This is a genomic window from Snodgrassella gandavensis (assembly GCF_914768025.1).
GTDB lineage: Bacteria > Pseudomonadota > Gammaproteobacteria > Burkholderiales > Neisseriaceae > Snodgrassella > Snodgrassella gandavensis.
This window is the reverse complement of the sequence record NZ_CAJZCE010000005.1, coordinates 69,229-90,089: the sequence shown is the minus strand read 5'-3', so window position 1 is coordinate 90,089 and position 20,861 is coordinate 69,229. Positions and strand designations below refer to the sequence as shown.

Annotated in this window: 20 protein-coding genes; 16 read left to right on the top strand and 4 right to left on the bottom strand. The window is 46.0% G+C overall.

Translation table 11 applies throughout. The annotated features are described in order from the left end of the window. The first annotated feature begins 4 nt into the window (after positions 1-4). Positions 5-1,414, top strand: coding sequence for an FAD-dependent oxidoreductase (locus tag MJ764_RS05755; protein ID WP_239325437.1), 1,410 nt, complete (start codon positions 5-7; stop codon positions 1,412-1,414). A 78-nt stretch (positions 1,415-1,492) separates the two neighbouring features. On the opposite strand, the gene MJ764_RS05750 is transcribed toward MJ764_RS05755, so the two are convergent. After that, positions 1,493-3,121: an FAD-dependent oxidoreductase gene (locus MJ764_RS05750; RefSeq protein ID WP_239325435.1), complete on the bottom strand. Its 1,629-nt coding sequence runs from the start codon at positions 3,119-3,121 to the stop codon at positions 1,493-1,495. Between the two features lie 13 nt (positions 3,122-3,134). Further along, positions 3,135-4,643, bottom strand: a complete 1,509-nt coding sequence (locus MJ764_RS05745; protein ID WP_239325433.1) for a polyamine aminopropyltransferase — start codon at positions 4,641-4,643, stop codon at positions 3,135-3,137. A gap of 250 nt (positions 4,644-4,893) precedes the next feature. Here MJ764_RS05745 and MJ764_RS05740 point away from each other — a divergent pair, with 250 nt between their 5' ends. The 4 genes from MJ764_RS05740 to speD all read left to right on the top strand — a co-directional run bounded on the left by MJ764_RS05740 (position 4,894) and on the right by speD (position 8,593). Next, positions 4,894-5,292 carry a DUF350 domain-containing protein gene (locus MJ764_RS05740; RefSeq protein WP_239325431.1) on the top strand — a complete coding sequence of 133 codons (399 nt, stop codon included), beginning with the start codon at positions 4,894-4,896 and terminating at the stop codon, positions 5,290-5,292. A gap of 63 nt (positions 5,293-5,355) precedes the next feature. Then, positions 5,356-6,366: an SPFH domain-containing protein gene (locus tag MJ764_RS05735; protein ID WP_239325512.1), complete on the top strand. Its 1,011-nt coding sequence runs from the start codon at positions 5,356-5,358 to the stop codon at positions 6,364-6,366. Positions 6,367-6,374: 8 nt separating this feature from the next. Beyond that, complete coding sequence (locus tag MJ764_RS05730; RefSeq protein WP_239325429.1) at positions 6,375-8,228, top strand: DUF4178 domain-containing protein; 1,854 nt, start codon at positions 6,375-6,377, stop codon at positions 8,226-8,228. Beyond that, a complete protein-coding gene (gene speD / locus MJ764_RS05725) occupies positions 8,228-8,593 on the top strand; it encodes an adenosylmethionine decarboxylase (protein ID WP_239325427.1) in 366 nt (121 codons plus the stop codon). The genes MJ764_RS05730 and speD overlap by 1 nt, the downstream gene beginning before the upstream one ends. A gap of 1,062 nt (positions 8,594-9,655) precedes the next feature. Here the strand turns inward: speD and MJ764_RS05720 are convergent. Further along, a complete protein-coding gene (locus MJ764_RS05720) occupies positions 9,656-10,201 on the bottom strand; it encodes a cysteine hydrolase family protein (RefSeq protein ID WP_239325425.1) in 546 nt (181 codons plus the stop codon). A 287-nt stretch (positions 10,202-10,488) separates the two neighbouring features. Further along, entirely contained in the window at positions 10,489-11,295 is an 807-nt protein-coding gene (locus tag MJ764_RS05715) for an outer membrane protein assembly factor BamD (protein ID WP_239325423.1), read from the bottom strand. Between MJ764_RS05715 and rluD the strand changes: the two genes are divergently transcribed. The 11 genes from rluD to MJ764_RS05660 all read left to right on the top strand — a co-directional run bounded on the left by rluD (position 11,294) and on the right by MJ764_RS05660 (position 20,861). Then, positions 11,294-12,421, top strand: coding sequence for a 23S rRNA pseudouridine(1911/1915/1917) synthase RluD (gene rluD / locus MJ764_RS05710; protein WP_239325421.1), 1,128 nt, complete (start codon positions 11,294-11,296; stop codon positions 12,419-12,421). The genes MJ764_RS05715 and rluD overlap by 2 nt on opposite strands. Positions 12,422-12,430: 9 nt before the next feature. Continuing rightward, positions 12,431-13,222 carry a peptidoglycan editing factor PgeF gene (gene pgeF / locus MJ764_RS05705; RefSeq protein WP_420853928.1) on the top strand — a complete coding sequence of 264 codons (792 nt, stop codon included), beginning with the start codon at positions 12,431-12,433 and terminating at the stop codon, positions 13,220-13,222. Positions 13,223-14,439: 1,217 nt separating this feature from the next. Beyond that, positions 14,440-15,177 (top strand): beta-ketoacyl synthase chain length factor, encoded by a 738-nt coding sequence (locus MJ764_RS05700; RefSeq protein ID WP_239325419.1) that lies wholly within the window; start codon positions 14,440-14,442, stop codon positions 15,175-15,177. Next, positions 15,177-15,947 (top strand): lysophospholipid acyltransferase family protein, encoded by a 771-nt coding sequence (locus tag MJ764_RS05695; protein WP_239325508.1) that lies wholly within the window; start codon positions 15,177-15,179, stop codon positions 15,945-15,947. The genes MJ764_RS05700 and MJ764_RS05695 overlap by 1 nt, the downstream gene beginning before the upstream one ends. Next, positions 15,948-16,205, top strand: a complete 258-nt coding sequence (locus MJ764_RS05690) for a phosphopantetheine-binding protein (RefSeq protein ID WP_174829047.1) — start codon at positions 15,948-15,950, stop codon at positions 16,203-16,205. 37 nt (positions 16,206-16,242) lie between these two features. Then, positions 16,243-16,500 carry an acyl carrier protein gene (locus MJ764_RS05685; RefSeq protein WP_239325418.1) on the top strand — a complete coding sequence of 86 codons (258 nt, stop codon included), beginning with the start codon at positions 16,243-16,245 and terminating at the stop codon, positions 16,498-16,500. Next, on the top strand, positions 16,493-17,041 hold the full coding sequence (locus MJ764_RS05680) for a COG4648 family protein (RefSeq protein WP_239325416.1): 549 nt from the start codon (positions 16,493-16,495) through the stop codon (positions 17,039-17,041). The genes MJ764_RS05685 and MJ764_RS05680 overlap by 8 nt, the downstream gene beginning before the upstream one ends. A 2-nt stretch (positions 17,042-17,043) precedes the next feature. Next, entirely contained in the window at positions 17,044-18,747 is a 1,704-nt protein-coding gene (locus tag MJ764_RS05675) for an ApeI family dehydratase (protein ID WP_239325414.1), read from the top strand. After that, positions 18,744-19,481 (top strand): glycosyltransferase family 2 protein, encoded by a 738-nt coding sequence (locus MJ764_RS05670; protein ID WP_239325412.1) that lies wholly within the window; start codon positions 18,744-18,746, stop codon positions 19,479-19,481. Before MJ764_RS05675 ends, MJ764_RS05670 begins: the two co-directional genes overlap by 4 nt. Further along, on the top strand, positions 19,478-20,428 hold the full coding sequence (locus MJ764_RS05665; protein ID WP_239325410.1) for an LpxL/LpxP family acyltransferase: 951 nt from the start codon (positions 19,478-19,480) through the stop codon (positions 20,426-20,428). Before MJ764_RS05670 ends, MJ764_RS05665 begins: the two co-directional genes overlap by 4 nt. Beyond that, complete coding sequence (locus MJ764_RS05660) at positions 20,412-20,861, top strand: acyl-CoA thioesterase (protein WP_239325409.1); 450 nt, start codon at positions 20,412-20,414, stop codon at positions 20,859-20,861. Before MJ764_RS05665 ends, MJ764_RS05660 begins: the two co-directional genes overlap by 17 nt.

Sequence of the window (20,861 nt, the reverse complement as noted above, 5' to 3'; positions counted from 1 at the left end):
CCAGATGAGTCAACGCGAAAATGTTTACCAGTTTATCGATGTCCCGCGTGTCGATCCCCCGAAAGAGCCGCTGACTGTGCGTCAGCATGAATTTGCGGAAATCTATCAGCCATTTACTACCGCGCAGGCGATTGCGCAGGCCGACCGCTGTCTGGCTTGTGGCAATCCGTACTGCCAGAATAAATGTCCATTACACAATAATATTCCCAACTGGCTGAGGCTGGCGAATGAAGGGCGAATTATCGAAGCGGTGGAACTGGCGCATACTACCAACAGCCTGCCGGAGGTGTGCGGACGAGTGTGCCCGCAGGATCGTCTGTGCGAAGGTGATTGCACTCTGAATGCTGAATTTGGTGCGGTTACCATTGGTGCCATCGAAAAATACATTACTGAACAGGCTTTTGCGCAGGGCTGGCGCCCTGATATCAGCGCAGTAGAAAAAGTAGGCAAAAAAGTGGCCGTAGTGGGTGCCGGCCCGGCAGGACTGGGCTGCGCCGATGTGCTGATTCGCAACGGTGTAGACGTTACAGTATACGAACGGGCGACAGAAATTGGTGGCCTGCTCACATTTGGCATTCCGGCTTTCAAGCTGGAAAAAGAAGTGATGATGCGCCGGCGCCATGTACTTACCAATATGGGTATTGAATTCAAGCTGGGCGTGAATGTTGGCACAGATATCACCTTGCAACAGCTAGAACAACAGTACGATGCCGTATTTTTGGGCGTAGGTACTTATCAGGGGCTGCGTGCCGGCATTGAGAATGAGGACGCCAGCGGTGTCTATCTGGCCTTGCCGTATCTGACTGGCAATACCGAAAATCTGCTGAATATTGCCAGTAAAGATTATGTTTCCATGGCCGATAAGCGCGTAGTGGTACTGGGCGGTGGTGATACTGCCATGGATTGTGTGCGTACAGCTTTGCGTCAGCAGGCAAGAGAAGTTATCTGTGCCTATCGCCGCGATGCCGCTAATATGCCCGGTTCCAAAAAAGAATTCAATAATGCGCGTGAAGAAGGCGTGCAGTTTAAATTCAATGTGCAGCCGCAGGCCGTAGTAACCAATGCAGAAGGTGCCGTTACGGGTATTCAGGTGGTGAAAACCAGTATGGGCGCAGCGGATGAACGAGGGCGCCGACGTGCTGAAATCGTTGCCGGCAGTGAAGAAGTGATTGCCTGCGATGCCGTGATTGTGGCGTTTGGTTTTGCTCCGCACAGCATGCCGTGGTTAAGCACTGTCGGTGTAACCGTGGATGAACGTGGCCGCATTCAGACGGGCGGCGAATATAAACAGCAAACCGCCAATCCGAAAATTTTTGCCGGCGGTGATATTACCCGCGGTTCAGATCTGGTGGTTACCGCCATAGCCGAAGGACGTGATGCGGCACAAAGTATCATGGATTATCTGGAAGTCTAAAAAACTGATGGCCAGATAAAACTGCCTGTTGCCAACTGTATGGCCACAGGCAGTTTTGTTTTTCCAAGTAGCGATTGATTATTGTTGTGCCAGTATCTGTACTGCTGCACGCTTGCCCCAGTAGCAGGCTTCCTCAAAAATCGAATAACCGGATAAATCACTGTGAGCAAACTGTAAACGCCCTGTATAAGAACGCAGTGCCTGTAAGCCCTGATTGGCCAGATAGCCCGGCTGCGGTACCGCCATGGCGTGGCCGCGCAGACTTAAACGTGCCTGTAGTATGCGCTGGCGCAAGGCTACTCCGTAAATCTGTTCCAGCTCCGCTGCGGCACACTGGTAAATCTCCTCGGGAGAGGCAGACAGCATCCAGCGGCGCACATTGGCCGGTGTATCCTGATTCAGTGCCGTATAAGCCGTAAAAGATGTATAAGCCGGTGGCCCTTGCCGGATTTGCTGATGAGTGGCCACTACATAACCCAGCCCCGCACCCTGATACAGAATATTGTCCCATGCCAGCCTGCTGCCCCTGCTTTCTGGTGGCATCCCGCGTAACAAGAAATTAGCCACAATCCACGGCGCATACTGCGGCATATGGCTTTCGGGCTTAAAACCATACTGTTGAATATTTTTAACCACATGTGCAGCAATATACAGTGGCATGGCACAGATGGCATGGCGCGCTTCAAGCCAGAAATATTTCTGCTGTCCGGTACAGGCTAACAGGCGCACACCCTGTGCATGTTCTTCAATCGAAGCCACAAAGGCATTCATACTATATGGTTGCTTAAATGGCTGGCTGCTTTCCGGCCAGCTCTCCAGTGGTTGCAGGCGGCAGAATGTGCGTATCCGTTGCGACAGCTCATGCAAACCATGTGGCCATGTCAACACTGAGCCATGCTCATTTTGTTCATTACCGCGTGCACAGAAGTAGTGCAAACCTGCCCAGGCACAGACTTGGCTGATACCCTGTCCGTAATCATCACGGCAGCAATAATCCAGATACCATAATAATGTTGGTGAATGATAACCCTGCTGTTGCAGCCAGTGTGCAAATGTTATCTGTTCCAGCCGGCGCCAGTGGCTGTCGGTACTGGACAAATCCAGCGGAATAGTAAACAGGCGTTTGCCATCGGCGCCGCTCTGATTGCTGAGTTGATGGATAAAGCGAAAAAAGCGCTCACTGTCGGCATCACGGCGTGGCAGCAGTTCATTCTGCCAGTGCTGCTGATAAAATAAGCGCTCATTGGGCACTTGCAGCAGGGCACGCTCATCATACACACCATGCTGGTAAAGCTGTAAATCGCCTAGTAATTCACGAATGTGTTCAGACTCAGGCGAGGGCAGGGGCAGGTAATGAGCGCCGGTTGGGTAATCCACGCCAAACTGACTTTCGCCGCGATTATTGCCATTACGTTCCGCACCATCAAGCAGGATATAGTCCTGCATGCCCTGTCTGGATAATTGCCAAGCGGCAGATAAGGCAGCGGCTCCGCTGCCGATAATTACCGTATTGGCGTAGCGTGTGGGGATATTTGCAGGCGGCTGCACTTGTGCATCACGAATAGCATGGCCAATCGCCTTGCCCGGAAAATCCACACTAATTGGCGGTTTTCCGGGCACAAAATAACGCCACGCCTCGTAGCTGGTTAATCCCACCATGCTGACACCGAGTGCATGGCCGAGAAAGCGGCGGCGACTGATTTTCATCCTTAATACTCCCTTAGCGCATCACTGCACGCCAGTCTGCTTCAAAGTATTCCACCAGCTTTTGCGTATTCAGATGATTGGCTTCAACCGTACGTCGCTGCATGTCTTTCGGAAAATTAAACATTTCGCGTGTACTGTTGGCATCCAGATACCGGGTTGGTACACGATAATCATTGGGAATTAGAAACTCTCCCTCCTGACTGGCCATCACATAGCCCCACTCACCAAAGGAAGGAACATAAACATGATAAGGCAGGGTTTTCAGTCCGGCCGCTTCCAATGTGGTGACAATGCACCAGAAAGCGTTAGGCGCAAAATAGGGTGAAGTGGATTGCACCACAATATTGCCATGTGGATTTAAATGTCGTGCTACCATACGGTACATCGGTACAGAATACAGCTTACCCAGAGAAAAATTGGCAGGGTCAGGAAAATCGATAATAATTACGTCGAATTTTTGCTGATTATGTTCCAGCCATTGTGCAGCATCGGCATTGATAATGCGCATTTTCGGATGATTGAGTGAATTCTGATTGAGTTCGCGCAGTTGTGCCGACGTGCGGAATACTTTGGTCATGCTGGCATCCAGATCAACCAGCGTAACCTGTTTAACCTGTGAATATTTCAGCACTTCCCGCGCCGCCAGCCCGTCACCGCCGCCCAGTATCAGAATATTGGCAGCCTTTGGATTCTGCTCCATCGCTGGTAACACCAGTGCCTCGTGATAGCGTGCTTCATCCGCCGAAGAAAACTGCAAATTACCATTAATAAACAGGCGGGTATCATTATGCCACTTGGTAATTACCAGCCGCTGATAAGGAGAAGCCGTGCTATACACCACTGGGTCACCGAAATAATGCTCTTCAGCCTTGTTGGTAATCTGATTGGCGTAACAGAAAAAAAGCAGCAGAATAAGCAGTACTATATTGCCACGCAGGCACAAGTGCCGATAACGGCGCAAATCTTTCTTAAATAGGCGTGCAGTTAATAGCGCCACAACCGTATTCAGAATCCCGAACAGCAAAGCACTTCTGGCCATGCCCAGCTTCGGTGCCAGAATCAGCGGAAACAGCAGCGAAACAGCCAGCGCACCCAGATAATCAAAGGTGAGTACTCGGCTAACTACTTCCTTAAACTCAACCTCACGCAAATTGAGCACTCGCATCACCAGCGGCAGCTCCATACCGGTGATGATGCCAATAATCAGCACCAGCCCATACAGTACCGAACGAAACGGAGCAGCGGAAAAACCAAACAGCACAAATAAAAGCAGCGCAGAAATACCGCCGACAATGCCCACCAGAATTTCAATATCAATAAAGCGGCTTAATGCATCTCTGTCATGAATATAGCGAGTCAGATGAGCGCCAATACCCATGGCAAACATATATACACCAATGATCGACGAAAACTGAAGTATCGAATCCCCAAGCAGATAGCTAGCCAGTGCCGCCATAATCAACTCATAGGCCAGCCCGCAACTGGCTACCACAAACACCGACACAATTAATGCAGGATTCACAATTTATCCTTTATTGATTTCTAATATTGCAGGTACAGTGATTTGTACCAGTTTCACAAGTAAGCCCTGCCGTTACTGTAAAGCGGCCTTGCTAGCCCCTAATTACAGCCTGAATCCAAGCTACTCCGGCTACAGGATAATCTGTGCAGATTCAATTGTTAATTTATTGCTGGTTAAAGTAAAAAACATACTATACAAAACTATTATTATACGGTATGTTTAAGAGCAGAAATAATCAGGAAAATGAAATATGGCAATTACCTTGTGGCAGTACTTGCAGTATTTAAAATACTTCGCTGTTGCCCTGCTTTTGCTCATTGGGTTTATTGTTTTCTACCTGCGCATTACCCCTATGGCCGAACTAAAATTAATCAAGCAAGGGAACATAGCCTGTGCTACTTCGCTTAGTGGTGCCATGATCGGTTTTTGCATCACCCTGATTTCCAGCATGCTGCAATCAGTAAGCCTGATCAGTTTCATTATCTGGGGCGTGGCAGCCATGATTGTGCAGATTCTGGTGTATTTTATTGCTACCCTGCTTATTCCCAAAGCTAATCAGGAACTGGCAAACAATAATATCGCAGTTGGCATTCTGTTTTTTGGCCTGTCTGTAGCTATTGGCATTCTCAATGCTGCTGCATTAAGTTAATAATCAAATTTTTAAATCTGGATACGAACAATGGTACTGAATTCAATTTTTGGTAGTAATGGTTTGGGTGGCTTCATCAAGAAACAATTTATTGACGTTATCCAGTGGGAAAATCCTGACCCAGAGGTATTAATGTGGCGTTTCCCGTTACAGGATCAGGAAATCCAGAATGGCGCTGCCCTGATAGTACGGGAATCCCAGAATGCCATGTTTGTGGATGAAGGAGCCATTGCTGACCAGTTTGGCACCGGCACGTTTACTCTGAATACCCAGAACCTGCCGTTACTCACCAACCTGAAACACTGGGGTAAATTATTTCAGTCGCCATTCAAATCCGATGTGTACTTTTTCAACATGCGCCAGCAGCTATCCAGACGCTGGGGCACAGCACAGCCGGTTACCATTCGCGACAGTGATTTTGGCGCCGTTTCCGTGCGCTCGTTTGGTATGTATTCTTTCCGTATTGCCCAACCGGCGGTGTTTTTTCGCGAAGTAAGCGGCGTATGTGAGGAATATCGCACTGAAACACTGGAAGAGCAGTTGCGTAATCTGGCCGTTACCCAGTTAGCCAGTGCTTTTGGTAGTTCTGATATTCCTTTTCTGGATATGGCCGCCAATCAGCTAATGTTGTCACAGCAGATGACTACTTTGCTGCAACCGGCATTTGCCGCCATCGGGCTGGAGCTGGAAAACTTTACCGTAGAAAGTATTACCCTGCCCGAAAGCTTGCAACAGCGTCTGGATGAACGCATGGGTATGGGTATAGTTGGCGATATGGCACGTTATACTCAGTATCAGACTGCACAGGCCATCCCATTGGCTGCCCAGAATGAGGGCGGTGTTGCCGGTATCGGCGCTGGGCTGGCGGCAGGAATGAATATAGCCAATGTCATGACCTCAGGTATTACCGGTGCCACAGCCACACCGGCTGCACCTGCTGGTGGTGCTGAAACTGCTGCCACAGACCTGACTGCCAGACTGGCACAACTGAAAACCCTACTGGAGCAAAACCTGATTAGCCAGAATGATTACGATACAGCCAAGGCTGAGATTATCAAAAAAATCACTGGTTAATTAGCTGTATGAACAGTTCTTCCTATCTACTGCATAGTAACTGTCCCAGTTGCGGGGCTGAAATCGGCATTCATTCAGCCACCGCGGTAACTGCTGTTTGTGGTTATTGTCATTCTGTTTTATTAATTAATCAGAATAAATTGGTTCAGTCTGGCCGCCATTCTGCGGTTTTAAATGATTTGTCGCCACTGCAAATCGGTACCACCGGTGTGTGGCAGGGCAAACCATTTACTCTGATCGGGCGCATGCAGGTTAATTACGATGCCGGATCGTGGAATGAGTGGCATGCGCTGATGCATGATGGTAGCAGTGCGTGGCTTTCCGAAGCCAACGACCGCTTTGTTTTCACTCGTCTGCAACCAGCACTGTCTGATCTTCGTGCCTTGCCTGAATTCAGCAGCCTGAAAATTGGTAATACCTTTTTCGAATACAAAGAACGCCGTTATGCCGTTGCAGATATCCGGAATATCCAGCGTGGCCAGTATGCGGCCGAGGGGGAGTTGCCTATACCCTTACCTCAGTCTGAAACTGCTCAGGTAGCCGATTGCCGCAATGGTGCATCTTTTATCACGCTGGATTATTCAGACGGGAAGGTTCAGCCACAGGTATTTGCCGGTAAGGGTATAGCATTAGAATCACTGCGTTTGCAAAATACCCGTACTCCCGAGCAAATTCGCACCCGTGCCGGACATGTTAAGGGCAGCGCCAAAAGAGGTAAATGCCCCAATTGTGGTGGTGAAGTCCGCTGGGTAAGTGGCGTTGCTGATTATGTTGTGTGCCAGTATTGCCGTAGCCAGCTGGACATGGGGGAAGAAACAGCCCAGCTGCATTCAACTAGTGAAATGCGCCAGCACCAGGAGCGCCACCTAACCATTAAAATCGGCAGCAGAGCGCGGATTGGCAATGAAAGCTGGTGGGTACTGGGCGCGATGGTGCTGTATGAAGTACCTGTTAATAAAGTCATGCAGGACGTACCTTTATATATTCAGGTAGCCGAGCATGAGGAAACTGAAGCAGAAACGCTTGGCTGGACGGAATATCTGCTCTATTCCCCAAAAAAAGGTTTTTTATGGCTGCTGGAGCTGGAAAACAATCAATGGGCACTGGCTTCAACACTCGATGACTGGCCTACCTTAAACAGGCCATTAGAGCCAATTGATTTTAGAAAGGACGAAATTCCTTTTCTTTATGATTATGCTGCTCAGGTTCTCTATGCTGCTGGTGCTTTTTATTGGCAGGTAGCACCGGGCGACAGTATGTATTACGTCGATTATGGCTGTGAACAGCGTAAATTATCCACAACGCTAACCCCTAATGAACAGTCGTGGTCGGTTGTCAGCAGTATTCCGGCCTCATTGGTAGCCGCATGGTTTCAGGGTAATAAAAATATCAGCATCAAGGCAAAACCACTGTCAGCTGATAAGGCCGTTAAAATTGTCCGCGAACATCAAAGCATCAAGGCAAAAGATTTCACTATAGGCAATATCAGAAAATGGCGTTTGCAAACTGTCATGAAGCCCGACATTGATGTTCGTACTGCCAGCTTCTGGATGGCCTTATTTATTGTTTTGAATTTTCCGATATTTTTTATGATATTTGTAGGAGGGCTGGCTAATAATGATTTTGGCATCACGCCATTAATATTTCATTTTATCACTTACGGATTGCTTGTAAAAATTCCTTATCGGGAATGGGGTATATTTGAATCTACAGATAGTGCCAAAAAATATAACCTTTATTTAGCAGCCCTGATTGTCATCATATTTACTTGGTGCAATTATGCTGTATTTAATAATCAATCAAACTCAGTAAATTCTTCACATGGCGGCTATTATGGTAGCGGCGGTCGGTGGCATAAATAATGCAGCTTAATCATGCTATAGGACAACATTGTCTGCTAGATGTATATCAACTGAATAGTAGCTGGTTGCAGGATGCTATTGCTATTGAAAAGGTATTACTTCAGGTGGCACAGGTGGCGCAGGCGCATATTTTGACCAGCCATTTTCATACCTTTGGCGGCAGCGGTGGCGTAACTGGTGTACTGTTACTGGCGGAATCACATATCAGCATTCATACATGGCCGGAACACCACTATGCTGCCATTGATATTTTCATGTGCGGGCGGTTACTGGTTGAAACAGCGGTAGCCGAATTACAACAATTACTACCAGATGCACAGATGCAGATTCGCTGGTTAGCACGTGAATATTTGCCAAAAGTATAAAAATATATTTTCTGGCCTGCTCCAATATAAATATCCCATATTTAGTATGCAAAATAACTAAAAATTACGATTTCAATTTAATGTTTTATATTCAATTGGTATTATAAATCGTTAGCCCTTACTCGGTTTCTTTCCTTGCTTGTGCCAGATTATTAAAAAGATATAAATCTAATACCTCTGTCGGATACGTACGATTAAATCATTCAATATGCCATTTTGATATGGGTTGCTTGATTGAATATGATTAATGGTTATATCACGTGATTTTGCCCGGCTAGTAAATGTTTTCCGCTAAATTCTGGCCTGTTATCCATCCGAATTTTTAATGGATAACTATAGATTGAGACAGTTTATTGAGGGGCAATTCTCTCCGCCAGTGAAATGACTGCAATATCAATGCATAATGTTTCTCGATTAAAATTATTTATTATCTTGAAAGTTCTAAAATGATGTTGATTTCGACTGCGGCCACTCATAAAAGCCATTGACCAGCATTCACTTTGTTTATTGGGTGTGGATAACTTCTGTGGACTACATAGGAGATGCGGTTTTTATGCTTTACCCTGAGAAGTAACAAGCACAGCTACTTAAGCCTGTAATAGAGCTGCTGATAGCAATAGTAGGAAGATGGCTTGCTTGTCGTTCCTGCGTGCAAGCTTTAGGTGTCGTTATAGGCACTACAGCTTTTTTATGATTTCCTCTTGAAGCAGGGATTTTAAGCTCAGCTTGGCGATTATCTGTTTACGATTTTCAATTTCCAGCTCCTTGAAACGATTGATATCCGAGCTTTTCATACCGTTGTGTTTTTTTCGCTATTTATAAAAAATTGAGTTGCCCATTCCATATTTACGGCATAGTTCTTTACCCGCAACATCGGCTTGCGCTTTTTTAAACTAAAGATAATTTGATGCTCAGCCATTTTTTCATATTTAGATTCTCGTGGATTGATGGAGAAATTTCTACTTTAAGGCTGTATTCTTTTAGAAGGTAGTTACACAAAGTACCCACGAACGACAAAAATCCTTATCGATAGTAAGATGAGTTAAGAGCTAATCAGAATAATCAGATTATGGTTGCTCCTAAAGTGTTTTGAAAATGCTTTAAAGCCCAGTTGTGTCCTGTGGTATCAAAGCTGGCAACGGCATGTTGATGGATGACTATTTTATAATTAAGGTTATAAGCATCAACTGCGGTATGTAAAATACAAATATCGGTACAGACACCAGTTAAATGTATTTCTGTGATGTTTCTTTCACGCAGGCGTAAATCCAGATCAGTGCCACTGAACGCTGAATAATGACGTTTATTTAACCAGTAAACTTGTGGATTAGATTGGTTTATTGTGTACAGTTGTTTTAATGAACCATATAAATCCTGCCCCTCTGTACCGATGATGTTATGCGGCGGAAATAATTTATTTTCTGGATGATACTGATCATTTGCTTGATGGGCATCAATGGCAAATACCACAAAATCGCCTTGTTCAATAAAGGTCCTGGCCACATCCACCATTTCTTCTTCAATTGATTGTCCCACCAATCCGGTTGTTAGCGCGCCATTGGTAGCGATAAAGTCATTGGTGTAGTCAATTGAAATCAGTGCTTTCATATGCTATCCACAAAAAGGTTTTGGTAGTTTGTATTTGGTGTTTTAAACCATTAAATGGCTCTCTTGATATTTTAGTTTTAATTTATTGTTCGTAATATAGAGTTTTGTGCTAAAAACTATTAGCTCATATGAGGTTAAAGTCTGTGTACAGCGCAGCTTGCCGGTAGTATAGTGAATACTGTATATGCAAAATATGCAAAAATATCAGGCCAATACAACTGATATTGGCCTGATAGCGTAACGTAAGATTAGCCTGTCTGAGACAATATATCTGATTGTCGCAGCAATTACTTCCAGTAACGCCACCACGGAATGGCATTATGATCCTGCCATGGTGTCTGCAAATAAGGGCTATCTGGGAAATTCTGTGCCAGTACACGTTTTGTATCATCGCTCAGCTTCTGCTCTCCCAAATTCGCATATGCTGAAATCATGATTGCCAGTGCTTCTTCTACATTGGGTGTATTCTGGTACTGGGAAACCACTGTCTGTGCTCGTCCTACTGCGGCTAACCAGGCGCCGCGTTTCATGTAATAGCGCGCCACCGAAAGTTCATTGCCACCAAGCGCTTCCAGCAGTTTCTGCATTTTGGCACGGGCATCATCGGCGTATTTACTCTGAGGGAAATACTGCACCAGCTGAGCAAAGGTAGTATAGGCTTCGCGATTGGCTTTCGGATCACGGTCAGACCAGTCCTGTTTAGCCAGTTTGTTGACAAAGGATTTGTCTTCGTTCAGCTGAATCAGTGCTTTCAGATACAGCGCGTAATCCATGTTTGGATGCTGCGGATACAGGCGCTGGAACTGCTCAATTGCAGCCAGTGCCTTGTCGTTTTCATCGTCCTTATAATAAGCATAGGCTGTATCCAGCTGCGCTTGTTCCGCATAGGAACCATAAGGGAAGCGTGCCTGTAGAATTTCGTATAATTTCTCAGCATGCGTATAATTACGATGCATCAGCTCGTCATGTGCTTCATTGTACAGACGCTGAACAGACCAGTCCTGGGTAATCTGGGAATCTTTATCGACCGTACTTGTGCTGGCACAGGCACTCAGTAACAAGCCTAAAGCCACCGCCGAAAACAAATTTTTCATGAAAGACACTTCTTTGTTAGAGAATGATGACGATTATAACGATGATTTGCCCTTTGCGGCAGATGATGGTGCACAAAGTTATAAAAATTGGACAGTACCTAATGAACTGGCCGGCTTGCGTCTGGATGCAGCGCTGGCAAAACTGGCGCCGGAATTCTCCCGTAGCCGCCTGACTGCGTGGATAAAGGATAACCATGTTACCGTTAACGGTAGCGTAGTGCCACCCAAGTATAAGTTAATCGGTGGTGAAACCATACAGGTAGCCATTCAGCAGGATGAGAGCCAGCTAGCCTTTACACCCGAACCCATGCCGCTGGACATTATATATGAAGATGATTGTGTACTGGTACTGAATAAACCTGCCGGATTGGTGGTACATCCAGCTGCGGGCAACTGGCAGGGCACGCTGCTCAACGGGCTGCTTGCCTATTGTCCGGCGCTGGCACAGGTGCCGCGAGCCGGAATCGTGCACCGGCTGGATAAGGATACCAGTGGCCTGATGGTAGTAGCCAAAACTGTGGCAGCGCAAACACAGTTGGTACGCCAGTTACAGGCACGCACGGTAAAACGTACCTATCGTGCGGTAGCCGATGGCATCGTACCCTTTGATGGCAAAATTGAAACCCTGATTGGGCGTGATCCGCATAATCGCACCCGTATGGCCGTTGTGCCTTTTGGCGGTAAGGAAGCCATTACCCATGTAAAGGTACTGGAGCGTTATGCTGATTTCAGTTATATCGAATGCCAATTGGAAACCGGCCGTACCCATCAGATTCGCGTGCATATGAAAGCTGCTGGCCATCCACTGGCCGGAGATATGCTATACGGCAACCCGCGCCATCCGGCTACAGCTGAAGTCAAGGCAGCGGTTAAAGCATTGGCGCGTCAGGCACTGCATGCCTATCGGCTGTGCTTTATTCATCCGCAAACACAAGAAACCATACAGTTTGAAGCACCATTGCCGGGTGATATTTATCATTTGCTCTCCGTACTGCGTTTACAGGCAGGCATGGATTCTGCCATTAAAACCGCGGATGAGTGGCAGCAGCGTCTGGGTACTGAGGCGGAAGATGAAGACTGGGATGACGATGATTATGATGTGGATGTTATTTATGTACGCGAATAGGGCAGTACGATGAACCAGTGGGACATGAATCAGGCACTTGGTCTGACTCAGGACAAAAAATCCTTTTTTAAGGCAGAATGGCCGGCACCGGCTAATGTACACACCTTGATTTCTACGCGTCAGGGCGGCGTGAGCCGACCGCCATTTGCTGCATTAAATGTTGGTGCACATGTCGGTGATCATTCTGAGGCTGTACAGCATAATCGTGCACTGGTGCAGCAGCAGGTGGCAAAACCGCTGGCCTATTTGAATCAAATACACAGTGTTAAAGTAACCGATGCGGTGTCGGCATTAACAGCAATGCAGACTGGAAAGCCAGAAGCTGCCGATGCCAGCTTCTGCCGTCAGGGCGAAGCAGTAGCCTGTGCCATTATGACTGCGGATTGTCTGCCGGTATTGCTGTGCGACCGTGCCGGTACTGTAGTGGCTGCGGCGCATGCCGGCTGGCGTGGGCTGGCAAATGGGGTATTACAGAATACGGTAGAGGCCATGCAGGTCAATCCACTGGAAATCCTTGCTTATCTGGGGCCGGCAATCGGGCCGGAAGCCTTTGAGGTTGGCATAGAAGTATGGGAAGCATTTTGCCTGCGCCAGCCCAAGGCACAGGCAGCCTTTACCGATATTGGTAATGACCATTATCTAGCAGATATTTATGCGCTGGCGCGGCTAGCTCTGGCTGATGCGGGTGTACATCAGGTTTATGGCGGCACAGAATGTACGGTTTTACAGCGCGAACGTTATTTTTCCTATCGGCGTGACGGGCAAACCGGACGTATGTTAAGTGCAATCTGGCTGGACTAAAAAATAAGTGCTGAAAATACAGCTAGCAATAATTAATGTCTGTAACTGAAAATGATGCCGTTAGGGCAGTGTTAGCGCACCTTAGCAGTAAACAATGAGTTTATTTATAAGGGTAAAACAATAGCTGATTTTTATGCTAGAAAAAGCTAAATCTGGCGGCATGGTGTCAGCTGCGCAGTCTGTTGCCGTAGCAGGTGAATTTCCTGCTGTATTGTGGCGGCAATACTGTAGCCAAGGCTGGTAGGACAGGGAGACATTTCTTCGGTTTGCTGGTGTGAAATAGGGGAGATTCATTTGTCAGAAGATGGCTTTCAGGCTATGAAGCTGCGATTAACCATCGTCTGTCAGCCCATGATGCTCAGTTTTTCTATGCACTGGAGTAGTGTTTTCCTGCCAGACAAATATGAACTGTACGGATATTAATCCAGTTATCAGAAGCGGTGCATACTGATAAATCTGTGCCTGTTGCATCAGATAATTTATTATTTTATTGTCATAAATAGTATGACCTATTGAACCTAGCGTATTTAGGAAGTGGCAGCGACTTTTGTGCTCAGCCGGTAAATCTCAGATGCGCTTCATTCCTGCTCTCTATATGATGTTCAGCAATAAATACTTGTGTCTGTTTAATTATATTCTGGTATAGGCGCGAAAATCGATATTCGCGTCAAGGATGGAACGGCAGAAGGACGATAACGTTTTGCTTCGCGATAGAATATTTCGGTTTAGCTTAGGTAAGCACAACGATAATAACGTTGTATTATCGCTGGTAATAATTGCCAGTGTGTTTACCGGTATTTGTACAGACAAACATGAAAGTGCCGCGTAAGGTGATATATAACGTAATGCGGCCAGAGCTTATTCTGGGGAAAGTTAATGTATCCCCCACCCAAAATTATTCTTTATTTGCTGCTTTGCTGAAAAAGTATATAGATCAGTGTTCTGTTATCGATTTCAGTCATAAATACAGAAGTCATGTATGGTTAAATTATGTTAAATTTTAATCATGCTAAATACATTATGGCATTGTGCAATAATATTATTATATGCTATAGATTTTAATTATATTTTTAAAGTTAATAGATCATTTTTTTAATTAAATATATATATTAATAGTAAGTTCAAAGGAACTATATTAACACTTAAAGAAAATATTTAATTGTTAGATGATATATATTTACATATAATGTTAAGTTTATTATGTTTTGTACGGATATATGAAGTTTGCAATATCTGCTTGGCGTGCGGTTAGTCCTTTTCACCAGACGTTAGCAGACTGGCAGCAATGGGTAGCACAGGGAAGGAACATCAATGGTTTAACGGCCAGAGATATTGATGTTTCTTTTTTACCAGCCATGAAAAGACGTCGTTTGAGCTCAGCTGCCCGTTTGATGTTTGCAGCGTCATGGCCGCTGTTGCCCGAAAATATATCCTGTCCGGTGGTTTTTGTTTCTCATGATGGTGAGATTAACCGCAGTTTTCAATTGTGGCAAAGCTTGATACGACAGGAAGAGTTATCACCGACTTCATTTGCTTTGTCTGTGCATAATGCCATTGTCGGTCAGTGGTCGCTGATGCGTGCGGACATGAGTGAATGTATAGCTTTAAGCGCGCGATATAATGGTCTGGAAATGGGCATTACCGAAGCGGTAGGTTTGCTGGAAGAGGGTGCATCGCAGGTTTTGGTGGTAGTAGTGGAAGAACCCATTGCGGCTGAATATAACGTAGCAGCAGTGCGTGCGCCATTTCCACTGGCATTGGGGTTAATCCTCACCGCAGGTGAACAGGCAAGTCTGACCTACAGTCCGATGATGGCAGAGGATACAGATAAACCACTGGCCGGTACACTGAATTATTACAGTAGTACGCTGGATTGGATTGTACAACAGGTAACCGCGCAGACTGTGCGCAGGCAACCTGCTGAACAGGGAGTCTGGCAGTGGCGGATTGGCTGATGGGTTGGTGCAACTGGATGTGGCGCTGGTGTGCAACGGCAATGGGCTTTGTGATTTTTGGTGTATTTGGGCTGCTGTTTAAAATTATTCTGTTGCCTTATATCTTGCCATCAGCAAAAAACAGTATGGCCAGTCAGATACGGGCACGGCGGCTGGTTGCGCATATTTGGGCTGCGTTTATCCGTTATTTAAGTGTTACAGGTGTCATTACTGTTCGTTACCATGGTTTTGAGCGCCTTGGACAGCCCGGACAACTGATTTTGGTAAATCATCCGTCATTACTGGATGTGGTGTTTATGCTGGCTAAAGTGCCCACACTTAATTGTATTGTTAAAAAAGATCTGTTGCGTAACCCAGTAATGAAAAGCCCAATACTTGCCTGTGGATTCTTACCGAATGATGAATCGCTGCAAGTTGTTGAAGATGCAGATGCAGTATTGCGTGATGGGCAAAGTCTGCTGATTTTTCCTGAAGGTACGCGTACTGGATGGGATAACAAAATAAATTTTAATCGCGGCGCTGTGTCTATTGGGTTGCGCAGTGCCCGTGTGATTACGCCGGTAGTGATTGTGATGAATCCGCCGGCACTGAAAAAGCACCAACCCTGGTATCAGGTGCCGAAACAGAAAATTCATTATGATTTTTATGTTGGTGATGATATCGATCCACAACAGTGGTTACAACACAAACCTTTGCCCATAGCGGCAAGAAAACTTAATCAGCAATTGCAGGAATATTTCCAGCATGAATGCAGTAAAAGAAAGCAGTGAATGAGTGATTTAGTTATTCAAATTAAAGAATTGATTATTGACAGTTTGGGGCTGGAAGACATCACAGTAGATGATATCGGTGATGATATGGCCTTATTTGGTGATGACGGCCTTGGGCTGGATTCTGTAGATGCTTTGGAATTGGGACTGGCAATCCAGAAAAAATTTGGCCTGCAAATGGAAAACGACAGCAGTCAGCTGCGTGAGCATTTTTTCAGTGTCAATTCATTAGCCAGTTATATTCAAAGTAAACACTGAAGATAACCTGTTTTTATTTAAAAGGGAAAGCCGGCTTATGACTGAACAGGAAATTTATGCCATTTTGGCAAACGCATTGGAAAATCTGTTTGAAATTGCACCAGAGCGAATCAAGCCTGAAGCCGATTTATTTACGGATTTGGAAATTGACAGTATTGATGCCATTGATTTGATTGATTACATCAAACGCCAGACCGGGCACAAATTACAGGCAGAAGATTTTCGCAGCGTGCGTACGGTGGCTGATGTGATTCAGGCAGTGATGAACAAGGCCAAACAGGCAGACAATGCCTAGGCTGTATGCAGCCATTAATGCAGTACTTATTCTGGTTAGTATCCTGTATCCGTTTATCTGGTATTTTGGCCAGAAATATACTGGGGTAATTCCGGTTGCTGTACTGATGGCTATCATCTGGCTGTTACGGGCTTTGTTTAACAAAAAAACATTACAGAAATTATTGTCGGGTGCGCTGATGCTTGTGTTTGTACTGTTGGCTTGGTTGCATTCGACTACCGCCATGTACTGGTATCCGGTCATGGTGAGTATGCTGCTGTTGCTGGTGTTTGCTGCCAGCTTGTTTAGCCGGCAGTCAATCATTGAACGTCTTGCCCGTTTACAGCATCCAGACCTGCCTGACACCGGAGTACGCTATACCAGACGGGTTACGCAGATATGGTGTGGTTTTTTCTGCATGAATATTCTGTTTACTTCAGGCCTGATTCTGGGTCAATACTGGCACGCTTGGGCGGTGTATACCGGCGTGATTTCTTATCTGCTGATGGGAATATTGTTTGGCGGAGAATTTCTGTACCGACGGCTAAGATTAAAAATATAAATATGATGATGGCAGAACAATTCTGGGCAGAACGTACCCATAGTCAGGCTTTATTTGCTACTGGTGCAGACAGCTTGAGCTGGCAGCAGGCTATGCAACAAATAACCGCATTAAGTCAGTATTTATCTGATCAGTCGGTGAAGCGTGCTGGCCTGTATTTTGATGATGCTGCTTATTTTGCCATTGCTTTATTGGCTTGTGTGCAGGCAGATATTGATGTTTATCTGCCGGCCAGTCTGTCTGATGATAACTGCTTGTGGCTGGAGCAGACGGTAGATATTTATCTGACTGATGAGATTACAGATAAACTTGCTATACCTGCATTGCCAGCGTCAAGGTGGGCTGCACTTGGCTGCGCAGAAGCAAATTGTCATTTTGTGAATAATATTGCTGTTGTCCTGCAAACATCTGGCTCTACAGGTGTGGCCAAAGTGATTAATAAAAACTGGCACGAGTTATGCCTTGAAGCACAGATACTGGCCACAACACTGCCGAGTGCAATGATTCAAGACCGGCCGGTTGTGCTGGGTAGCGTCAGTGTGCAGCACATGTATGGCTTAAGTTTTCGTATTATGCTCAGTCTGTATCTGGGCTTGCCTGTTTACCGGCAGCGTCTGCTTTTTCCTGAAGTGCTGCTGGTGACCAGTCAGACTTACAGGAATGTTATCTGGGTTAGCAGTCCCACTCTGCTGCATACTCTGCGCTTATCCCATGATATTTCTCTAGCGCAAGGACATGTCGTTGCGGTTATTTCTGCTGGTGGTGTACTGGCACAAACCAGTAAGGCTTTTCTACTCGAACATATCTGTCCTAATGTAGTAGAAATCTACGGTAGTACTGAAACTGGTGCAGTAGGCTATCGAAGTGACCAGCCTTACTGGCAGTTTTTTCAGGATGTCAGCCATAGAGTTGATGAGAATGGCTTGGCTATTCAGTCACCGCGCTGTACGACAGAACAGATTCTGGCTGATGCAATAGTTGAGTACGAAAACGGTTTTGAACTATTGGGACGGCTGGATCGCATCATTAAACTGGCTGATAAACGCATTTCCCTGATGCAACTGGAAAATAAGCTCATGACTCATGAGTGGGTGGCTGATATTCACATTTTGAAGCATCCTGAGGGCACTCATCTGGCCGCATGGGTGGCTTTGAATAATGCCGGTATTCAGGCTTGGCGTGAGCAGGGGCGCAAACAGGTTATCCTTCAGTTGAAAGAGTGGCTGGCTGGAAGTCAGGAAAAGATTGCGCTGCCGCGTCACTGGCGATTTACAACTGCTTTACCCCGCAATGCCCAAAGTAAGCTGAATCCAGTTGACGTACAACAGGCTATTTTACAGCCTGTTACCCATCCTGTTGTTTTAGATAAAAAAGCTGTTGCAGACAATGAATATTGGCTACGCATACAGATTCCACTTGATCTGGTGTATTTCAGAGGCCATTTCGATGTTTTTCATCTGGTACCGGGGGTTATCCAGATAAAATGGATTATAGAGTTACTGCAACAGTGCTCATGGTTAGTTCAGGCACCATTGCAGATGGAAAACTTGAAATTCCAGCATTTTCTGCGGCCGGCTGATATTGTGGAATTGGTATTTAAACGTGATTGTGTACGCCGGAAAATATCCTTTCAGTGCACCATGCACGACAAAAAAATTTCTTCTGGCCGGCTGGTGATTCCTGATAGGGAGAGTCATGTATTATGAAATTGCTGGCAGTGATTCCGCATTACAACCATGTGCATACCGTAGGTAAGGTGGCACAGGCAATGCAGGCTTTCGGAATAGATTGCCTGATTGTGGATGATGGTTCTGATGATGCAGCGACAACGGCACTACAACAATTAGCACAGCCTGATATTGAGGTGATATACCGTGCCCTGAATGGGGGCAAGGGGGCAGCGGTAAAGGATGGGATAAAGTATGCTGCCTTGCATGGCTATACTCATGTATTGCAGGTAGATGCTGATGCCCAGCATTGTTTGGCAGATACGCAAAAATTGGTGGCAGCAGCCATAGCACAGCCACAGGCAGTCGTTTGTGGCCGGCCGGTATATGGTGCCGATACACCCAAAGCACGGCTTTATGGTCGCAAGATTACTAATTTCTGGCTGGCGGTAAATACTTTATCACTGGATATCAGAGATGGGATGTGCGGATTCCGCATTTATCCACTGGCGCCGACTATTGATGTGATTGATAGCGAACATATAGGCAATCACATGGATTTTGATGTTGAGCTTTTGGTACACCTGCATTGGCGTGGCTGTGCTTTTTTCTGGATTGATACGCCAGTGACTTATACGCCTGATGGCATTTCGCATTTCCGTGTCTGGCAAGACAATATCTTGATTTCCAAAATGCATGCGCGTTTATTTATCAATATGTTATTGCATGCACCCAGCCTGTTGTGGCGCCGCAGGCAAAGGAAAAATACATGACTAAATCCATCCATCACTGGGCAAACCAGCAGGAACGCGGCAGTAACACAGCTTTGTTGCTTACCCGTTATCTGGCTAAATACTGTCCGACGTGGATTTTGTCGCCGATAATTTGTCTGGTGGTAGCGTATTTTTATCTGACGGCGGCAGCAGCACGCCGTAATGTGGCTCGCTATCAATATTTGCTTGCACAAAGCTGTACTGAACTGGCACCAGTTTTAGCCAGAAAAGGTTCGGTTTTCCGGCAGTTTTATGCTTTTGCTCAGGCTATTGTAGACCGCTTTGCGGTCTGGCAGGGGCGTATCAGTTATGAAGACCTGATTATTCATGACACAGATGATCTTTATCAGGATATTGAACAGCCAGTTGCAGGGACTACTGGGCAGATATTTGTCTGTTCGCATCTGGGGAATACAGAAATTTGTCGTGCTCTGGTCAGAAAGCATCAGAATCTGGTTTTGAATGTGTTGATTCACAGCAGTCATGCAGTGAAATTCAATCAGGCATTAAAAGATGCCGGTGCTTGTCGGATTCGCCTGATTCAGGTGACATCATTGGATGCAAAAATGATGATGGAATTAAATGAGCGCGTGCAGCGTGGTGAATGGCTGGCTATTGCTGCTGACCGAGTACCGGTACGGGGAGAGAAAACCGTGGCCGTACCGTTTCTACAGCAAATGGCACGTTGGCCGCAAGGGCCGTGGTTATTGGCAGGCTTGTTGAAAGTACCAGTTAATACACTGTTTTGTATCAAACAGCAGGGTAAATACCATTTGTACTTGCAGCGTTTTGCTACCAGTGTTCGTTGGCAGCGGCAGCATCGGGAACAGTGTATTGAGCAGTATGTTCGACAGTATGCTCAATTGCTGGGTGCTTATTGCATCAAGGCACCAAGACAGTGGTTTAATTTTTTCGACTTTTGGAATCAGGATGACAGGGCAGCATAGGCAGTTGCGTCACAGTACGGTACTGGAAGTACCTTTCTTTGATGTTGATTCAATGGATATTGTCTGGCATGGACACTATGTCAAATATCTGGAAGTGGCACGCTGCGCTTTTTTAAGTGCCATTGGTTATGATTACAATGTCATGAAAGCTAATGGTTATGGCTGGCCGATTGTGCAATTGCAGCTAAAGTATGTGCGGCCGGCTGTTTTCGGACAAAAAATCCGCATTGAAGTTATTTTAAAAGAATATGAGAGCTGCCTAAAATTTGATTATGTCATCAGCGATTGTCGCAGTGGCGAAAAACTAACTAAAGCTTCCAGTATGCAGGTGGCCGTGTGTATGGCCACGCGGGAAACCCAGTTTCAGACACCGGAAAGCTGGTTACAGGCAGTTAGACAGGCTATGCAAAATGGCTTGGAAGGGGAAGATTAA